Here is an 8,269-nt window from a genome sequence, read left to right on the forward strand (position 1 = left end):
TTTGTTAAAATCAAAAAACAGTGTAACAACATTCTTCATAGAACGTCTTATAGATAGTTTTTAATTTTTACGCCTTTCTCGACATTAATTATATGTTATGCAAGGTAGCAAGTTTTAAAAACTACATCTATCAATCAATCAATTAACGAATTCTCAAAGAAAATTGAGGACAAATCAATCAAAAAATGAAACAGTTATTTTTACTGCTTATGCTCATTTGTAGCATAACTATTTCTGCATTCAATGACCCCACTACAGAACGTCCCGGAAAGATCACAGGAAAAGTGATCGACAAAACCTTGCAACAACCCCTACCGTATGTAACCGTAGCGATCAAAACATTGGAGGGTGCTATTGTTACAGGAGGCGTAACAGACGACAGCGGTGTCTTCACCATAGAAGACATACCCGAAGGTAAAAGTCTTGTCTCCATTCAATTTATTGGTTACAATACAGTAGAGACACAAGTTACTATTACCCGTCAAAACCGAACGGTGGACATGGGTACCATTGTTTTGGAAGAAAATGTCGCTGCTTTAGACGAAGTGTCTATTGTTGCCGAACGATCTACCATCGAGCAGAAACTGGACAGAAAGGTTATTAATGTGGGAAAAGATCTTACCACATCGGGCCCTACGGCTTCGGACATTATGAACAATCTTCCCTCTGTAAACGTCGACCAACAGACCGGGAACATTTCGCTGCGTGGAAATGAAAACGTACGTGTCATGGTAGATGGGAAACTATCCAATGTACCCGTCGCACAGCTGTTAAAGCAAATTCCTTCAAATTCGATCAAACAGATTGAACTCATTACAAATCCTTCGGCAAAATACAATCCTGAAGGAATGAGTGGTATCATTAATATCATTCTTCATAAAAATGTAAACATCGGATTTAACGGTGATCTTAGTGTTGGACTTACGTATGAAGAGCAGGCAAAATTCAACAGTGCCTTCAATGCGAATTACCGAAATGGCAAATTTAACTTTTACGGAAACTTCAGTAATAATGTGTCTAAAAATGAAAACTTCGGAACCATCTCCCGTCCGGATGAGAACAACAGACAATTCTTTGAATTTTTGGACAGCGGAAAATCCAATCTGGTAAAGACCGGCGTCGATTTCTATCTCAATGAAAAGAACACCTTGTCTTTTTTTACTAACCAGAACTTCTTTGACGGCAGCACACTGGGCGTGACCGATATTATCTATTTTAATTCACCGGAACGTAACCAGACACAAGACTTTCTTAGTGATAACGACAACCGTTCTTCACAATATAATTTCGATTACAAATTGGATTTTGCCAAGGAGGGCCATAATATTGAGCTGGAAGCAGATTATAACACTTTTACCAATGACGAGATCGCTCGGTTCATGTTCGCCGGAGCTTCTCCTATTGATAATTACATTGATTTCGTTGATACCGAAAGAGATCAACTTACGGTGAACTTGGATTATATCAATCCGCTTTCAGAAAGTTCAAAATTGGAAGTAGGTTTGGAAGCGCGTTTATTTGAAACCAACATCGAATATCGATCTACCGGACAAACCTTTAATGCTCAAGGAAATCTAGTGGACACGCCCGATACGAATTTCGATTTTTCCAGAGACATCTATTCGGCCTATGCTACCTACGGAAAAAGTTTCGAAAAGTGGTCCTATCAAGTAGGTGCCCGGTTAGAAACAGTAAAGGTACTGGCAGACACGAACGCGGTGCGCTCTTTCACCAACGATTATATACAAGTGTATCCCTCTGCCTATGTTACCTACACCCCCACCGAAAAAAATCAGTTTCAAGTAAGTTACAGCAGACGAGTGGATCGTCCGGGGCTGGAACAAGTAAACCCAATTAGAGAATGGAGCACCCCATTGATATCTTCATTTGGTAATACGAGCTTACAACCCCAGTTTACCAACTCTATGGAAGCAAATTATACGCGCAGTCTCGAAAAGGGAAGTATCACGGGAGGTGTGTTTTACAGAGCGATCGAGGATGAGATCAACCGAGCTTTGTTCATAGACCGCACCGACTTGAATAAGGTAATTCTTACCTACGATAACTTTGATTCCACATCGGCATACGGAATTGAAATTAGCAGCAACTACCGACCTACTAAATGGTGGAATTTCAATACAAGTTTTGATCTGTACAATCAAACACAGACCGGCATTGCAGAACGGCTCATTCAAGACGATAATCCTACGGTAGACGATATTGTTAGAGAATCGTATGAAGTAGATAACATGGCCTGGAACTTTAGAATGTTCAATAATTTTAGTGTCACAGAGAAATTGACGCTGTCTGCCTTTGGATTTTATCGCGGAAGGGGAAGAAACCTTCAGTTTGATGTCGACCCCATGTACTTCGTAAACATTGGTGCACGCTATAGTCTTTGGGATGGCCAAGGAACATTCAGCATAAATTATAACGATATATTCGATACCATGCGATTCGCCGGCGATGGCGAGCTACCCTATCGTCAGTCGGTTGAATTTAATTGGGAAAGCAATACCGTATTTGTGGGGCTCAATTACCGATTTGGAGGTGGTAAATACCGTGCTAAAGCGAGAAAGAACCGTGATGATCGTGAAAAAGACGGAGGCGGCGGGATCTTCTAGAATGTTATTATTACGTTAAAGTAGCATCCCTCATGCAACGTTTGGCACACTTTTTTAGTCTATATATATAAACCTAATACTCATTTATAATTTATTTGAATTAGCCTTCTAAAATTTTAAACCTATTAGGTGAAAAAAGCCTTCTGATCATCAGAAGGCTTTCCCTTTTTATATACAAGATCATTCATTACCATCTCATAATGGCGCTTCCCCATGTAAAACCACTGCCAAAAGCCGCCAGGACGACCAAATCTCCCTCTTTGATCTTACCTTCCTCCCATGCTTCTGTAAGCGCAATAGGAATAGAAGCCGCCGTAGTGTTTCCGTATTTTTGAATGTTATTGAATACTTTTTCATTGGGCAGTTTGAATTTTTCCTGAATAAATTGAGAAATACGCAAATTTGCTTGATGCGGAATCAACATGTCGATATCACTCACAGATAGTTTATTGGCTTCCAGTCCTTCTTTGATGACTTCAGAAAAACGAACCACCGCATGTTTAAACACAAAAGTACCATTCATATAAGGATAGTACGGAATATCTTCTTGAGGGTTCTTCTCAATGATCTCAGGAACCCAATATTGGGTGCTGGGCCCTTGCAGCGACAACTCATCTTTATGTTTTCCCTCACTATGCAGGTGTGTAGAAAGAATACCTCCTTTGCCTGTTTCATTGCGAGACACGACCGCAGCACCGGCCCCATCACCAAAAATAACGGATACACCCCTGCCGCGCGTTGTAAAATCGAGGCCGCCACTGTGATTTTCACTACCAATTACAAGTACATGTTTATACATACCCGTCTTAATGAACTGATCGGCAACAGAAAGTGCATAGACAAAACCACTGCATTGGTTGCGAACGTCAAGCGCAGGAACGGTTCGCATGTCTAACGCCTCTTGTACTTGCACGCCGCCTCCCGGAAAGTACATATCAGGACTTAAGGTCGCAAAAATGATCATATCGATATCCTTAGGTCCTAAAGATGCTCTTGATAACGCGATCTTAGCAGCCTTAACGCCCATAACAGACGTAGAGTTGCCATCTCCTTTTTTTATGTGTCGTCGTTCTTTGATACCGGTACGTTCTTGTATCCACGCATCGTTCGTATCCATTACTTTTGAAAGGTCGTCGTTTGTGACAACATTTTCGGGGACATAGGATCCTAAGCCCGTAATTTTTGAAATATACATACACTGAAGTTAAAACAGAGTAGCAAGATACTTATTCGCCCAAAATGAAGTGTCACTTTTCCCTATGAATAAATATGCATGCATAACAAACCCATTGCTTCGATGCTATATTTTGAGTATCTTTTGAAAAAATTTCATCGTATGCAAAAATTCACTGTCCTGCTCGTCCTTTTCCTATGTATTGTTCCTGTATCTGCACAAGAAAAAACAGGCTATCAAAAACCCCCTAAAGAAATACTGGAATTGGTCGACGCACCGCTTGCCCCTTCCGTTTTAATGGATAACGATGGTGAAAATGTGGTATTACTTTACCGCGATGCCTATAAAAGCATTGCCGAACTTTCTGAAACTGAAATGCGCCTTGCGGGCTTACGTATTAATCCGAAGACAAACATTGGCAGCCGGACGAATTACTACAACACTATGGAAGTGAAGAAAGCCATTGCTCCCAATTCCCGAAAGGTTTCGGGCTTACCGGAAAACGGGCGTTTTTCTTATTTTAATTGGTCACCCGACCAGAAGAAGATCGCATTTTTACACACAACAGCGACTGGTGTGGAAGTGTGGGTTTTGGATATTGAGAATGCTTCAGCTAAACGACTTACAGAAGCGACCGTGAACGCTAACATGGGAGATCCCATCAATTGGTTTAAAGACAACCGCTCATTGCTTGTAAAAATGCTTCCGAAAAATAAAAAGGAATTAATTAATACAGCTGAAGCCGTTCCGGAAGGACCTACCATTTCTGTGAGTAGTGGTGAGAAGGCGCAGAACCGGACCTATCAGGATCTTCTAAAGAATCCAAACGATGAGGCAAATTTTGAACAATTGGCACTTTCAGAACTGACCAAAGTTTCTTTGGAAGGCAATTCGACTCCCTTCTTACCGGCCGGGATGTATAGTAGCATTAGTTTTTCTCCTGATGGCAAGTACGTTCTCATCTCGAAAATAAAACGTCCGTTTTCATATCTCGTTCCCTATTATCGTTTTCCCTATGAAGAATTGCTTTACGACACTTCGGGAAATCTGGTAACAAAGGTCAACGATGTACCTTTGGACGAAGTACGGCCCAAAGGATTCATGGCTACCCGTACCGGAAAAAGAAATATGAGCTGGCGAGCCGACAAACCGGCCACACTGTATTGGGTTGAAGCTATGGACGGCGGAGATCCCGAAACTTCAGTCCCTTACAGAGATGTTGTCTATGAGATGACAGCACCGTTTACGGGAAAAGGACGTGAAATCTTTAAGACCATAAACCGTTTTTCAGGGATTTCTTGGGGGAATGATGAAACAGCGATTGGATACGACTATTGGTGGAACGACCGTAATACCAAAAGTTATTTGTTCAACCCTTCCAATACAACAACTGCCCCTATTATTATTTCGGATAGAAATTATCAGGATCAATACAGCGATCCGGGTAATTTTGTCATGACGCAAAACGAATATAAGCGCGATGTCTTAGAGATTATAGATGGGGAAGCCTTTTTAATGGGCGAAGGATTTTCTGAAAAGGGTCAGTTTCCGTTTGTGGATGCCTTCAACTTAAAGACCCAAGAAATTAAACGACTGTACCAATCTCCTTATACAGATAAAAAAGAATCCCTTCGAAGTGCGGTCGACATGAAGAAAGGGAAATTGTTGGTGCGCATCGAGTCACCTAATGAATATCCAAACTATTATTTCAGAAACATTTACAAGAAAAATAGTTTAACACCTGTTACAGATTTTGAGAACCCTTATAAAAGCTTGGCCAATGTACATAAAGAAGTGATCACATATAAGCGCGATGACGGGTTGGAGTTGGAAGGTACTCTGTACCTCCCTGTTGGATATGATATGGCTAAAAAAGAAAAGAAGCCTATGATCTTATGGGCGTATCCCAGAGAATTTAAAGACAAGAGCAGTGCTTCGCAAAATACGACCAATCCCAATGAGTTTATATATCCTTATTATGGAAGTCCTATTTATTGGGTAACGCGAGGCTATGTGGTTTTGGACGATGCCGCATTTCCCATTGTAGGGGAAGGTGATGAAGAACCCAACGATACGTTTAGGACCCAATTGGTAGCCAACGCCGAAGCTGCTATTGATGCCGTGGACAAAATGGGGTACATAGACCGAAATCGCGTAGGCGTTGGCGGACACAGCTATGGTGCTTTTATGGTTGCCAATTTGCTGAGTCACAGCGATCTTTTCGCTGCCGGGATCGCACGAAGCGGTGCTTACAACCGTACCTTAACACCATTTGGTTTTCAAAGTGAGGAGCGCAGTTATTGGGATTCTCCGGAAACCTATTACACTATGTCTCCGTTTATGCACGCCGATAAGATGAAAACACCCTTGCTCCTTATTCATGGAGAAGCCGATAATAATTCGGGAACGTATCCATTGCAAAGTGAACGGTATTTCAATGCTCTAAAAGGGTTGGGAGCACCGGCTCGTTTGGTGATGCTGCCAAAAGAGAGTCACGGGTATAGAGCCAAAGAAAGCATACTTCATTTGCTATGGGAACAGGATACGTGGTTGGAAACCTACGTAAAGAATCGGGACAAAAATAATTTGAACGTTTCGGAAGAGATCAAGAAATAAAAAAAGAAGAGCGTGAACGCTCCCCTTCTCTAACAACCTAACCAATAAAATAATAGACACAATTTACTTTTTCATAGCTAATTCTATTATCCCACGATTTATACTGTAAATATACATCTTTTTGTTTAATATTTTATACTTTTAATTAAACACTGTGCGTTAAAGTTTTCTTAAATAAATGACTTGTAGTTATTTACTTGAATCTTTGCTCCCAGATCGTGCAATAAGTTATACAGCCCGAAAAACGTTCGATTGATATATAAGAAATGTTTTGATCCGCGATTCCCGTTCATCTTTCGCAAGGTGGTATCTTTTGAATATTTATCGCTAAGCGTTGCGATCCTTCCGAAGAATTCGGTGTCTGAAAAATCGAAATTTTCTCCGTGAAACGGTAATGTGAAAAGACTCAACAATTCATGGAACAATTCAGAAAAGAATTTTACCTCTTCCGGCGTATCAGCTTCCTTCAATATCTCTAGCTGGTACATTTTTTCAAGAAAGATCTCGGGATTGTTAATATTCTCGGGCGCGGCCAATTCAAAATAAGGCACGTAAAAGGATTCCGGCACTTGTTTAATGCAACCGAAATCGATAGCGATCAAATTATGATTGGTATCCACTAAGAAATTTCCAGGATGTGGATCGGCATGTACCTTTTTAAGTACGTGCATTTGAAACATATAGAAATCCCATAAGGCTTGCCCCACCTTGTTTGCAACGTCCTTTTGTGTATTGCGTTTGGTAAATTCTGAAAGGTGCTCACCACGCATCCAATCCATAGTAATAATGCGCTCACCCGACATCTCTTCATAGTACGTGGGAAATTTTAGGTTGGGTATTGCACCGCAGGCCTGAGTGATTTCCTTGCTTTGTTGCACTTCCAACAGATAATCAGTCTCTTCTAAAAGCTTTCCTTCAATTTCCTTGAAATATTTTTCGGAATCCTTCCCTTTCAAATTGAACATCTTAACGGCTACGGGCTTTACCAAAGCGAGATCACTGCTAATACTGTCTGCTACGCCGGGATATTGGATCTTAACGGCAAGTTCCTTACCGTCTTTGGTCGCTTTATGGACTTGTCCGATACTGGCAGCTGCCACAGAAACCGCATCGAAACTATCATACAAGACTTCCGGAGCCGCACCAAAATAGGATATAAAGGTTTTACGAACTAAAGGAGCCGATAACGGCGGTACTTGAAACTGTGCCAATGAGAATTTTTCTACGTACGCCTTTGGCATGATGTTTTTTTCCATGCTGAGCATCTGCGCTACTTTTAGCGCACTTCCTTTTAAACTTTTCAGTCCGTCATAGATATCTTCGGCATTGCTTTCATTAAGTTTATCTCTGCTTAGTTCGGGATTGATGATCTTCTCCCCGTAATATTTTAAATAGTTCCCTCCTACTTTTACGCCGGTGCTGACGAGTTTGGAAGCGCGTTGGATCTTGTTGGTTGGTATTGAGTCTATTGTTTTCATCCTTACGTCATTCGTTCTTTCCACAAATACTTCCCGAAATCGATCACACTCTCTAATGGCGTAGTATCGAAAACATCGAAAATAGCCCGTACCGATTTTTCGATCACAATATCGGTTCTTTCAAATTTTGGGGAGTTATCGTCCATCCAGTATTTTAGCAAGAAGAGTGTTTGGATCCAAGCGCCTTCAGAAAAAACAGGGACCGGGTTCTTTAAAAGCTTGAGCTGCTTTTCATCATTCCTTTCGGCAATAAGTCCGGCGGCAAATCCTTTTATGCGCGTACGCAATCCTTTTAACTGTGACACATGTTTCATCATGTCCTTCTGTGCTCTAAGGGTAAAAAGCACATAACTGCGGTTTGCGGTCAAGACTTCAAA

General features: G+C 41.2%; 5 protein-coding genes. 2 read left to right on the forward strand and 3 right to left on the reverse strand.

The window, feature by feature from the left end; all coding sequences use genetic code 11:
• Nucleotides 1-185 precede the first annotated feature (185 nt).
• A complete protein-coding gene (locus AACZ11_RS09215; protein WP_290627087.1) occupies nt 186-2,624 on the forward strand; it encodes a TonB-dependent receptor in 2,439 nt (812 codons plus the stop codon).
• 187 nt (nt 2,625-2,811) lie between these two features.
• On the opposite strand, the gene AACZ11_RS09220 is transcribed toward AACZ11_RS09215, so the two are convergent.
• Entirely contained in the window at nt 2,812-3,819 is a 1,008-nt protein-coding gene (locus tag AACZ11_RS09220; RefSeq protein WP_290627086.1) for a beta-ketoacyl-ACP synthase III, read from the reverse strand.
• 141 nt (nt 3,820-3,960) lie between these two features.
• Between AACZ11_RS09220 and AACZ11_RS09225 the strand changes: the two genes are divergently transcribed.
• Nucleotides 3,961-6,414 carry a prolyl oligopeptidase family serine peptidase gene (locus tag AACZ11_RS09225; RefSeq protein ID WP_339832232.1) on the forward strand — a complete coding sequence of 818 codons (2,454 nt, stop codon included), beginning with the start codon at nt 3,961-3,963 and terminating at the stop codon, nt 6,412-6,414.
• A gap of 170 nt (nt 6,415-6,584) precedes the next feature.
• Here the strand turns inward: AACZ11_RS09225 and AACZ11_RS09230 are convergent, their stop codons facing one another.
• Nucleotides 6,585-7,892 carry an AarF/UbiB family protein gene (locus AACZ11_RS09230; RefSeq protein WP_339832235.1) on the reverse strand — a complete coding sequence of 436 codons (1,308 nt, stop codon included), beginning with the start codon at nt 7,890-7,892 and terminating at the stop codon, nt 6,585-6,587.
• Between the two features lie 2 nt (nt 7,893-7,894).
• Nucleotides 7,895-8,269, reverse strand: a 375-nt coding sequence (locus AACZ11_RS09235) for a TetR family transcriptional regulator C-terminal domain-containing protein (RefSeq protein WP_339832237.1), incomplete at its 5' end; no start/stop codon positions are given.

This window comes from uncultured Altibacter sp., assembly GCF_963972995.1.
GTDB lineage: Bacteria > Bacteroidota > Bacteroidia > Flavobacteriales > Flavobacteriaceae > Altibacter.

What these genes read in the sequence shown, in the direction of transcription:
- AACZ11_RS09215 (WP_290627087.1), top strand. Translation starts at nt 186, where the DNA reads ATGAAACAGTTATTTTTACTGCTTATGCTCATTTGTAGCATAACTATT.
- AACZ11_RS09220 (WP_290627086.1), bottom strand. Translation starts at nt 3,819, where the DNA reads ATGTATATTTCAAAAATTACGGGCTTAGGATCCTATGTCCCCGAAAAT.
- AACZ11_RS09225 (WP_339832232.1), top strand. Translation starts at nt 3,961, where the DNA reads ATGCAAAAATTCACTGTCCTGCTCGTCCTTTTCCTATGTATTGTTCCT.
- AACZ11_RS09230 (WP_339832235.1), bottom strand. Translation starts at nt 7,892, where the DNA reads ATGAAAACAATAGACTCAATACCAACCAACAAGATCCAACGCGCTTCC.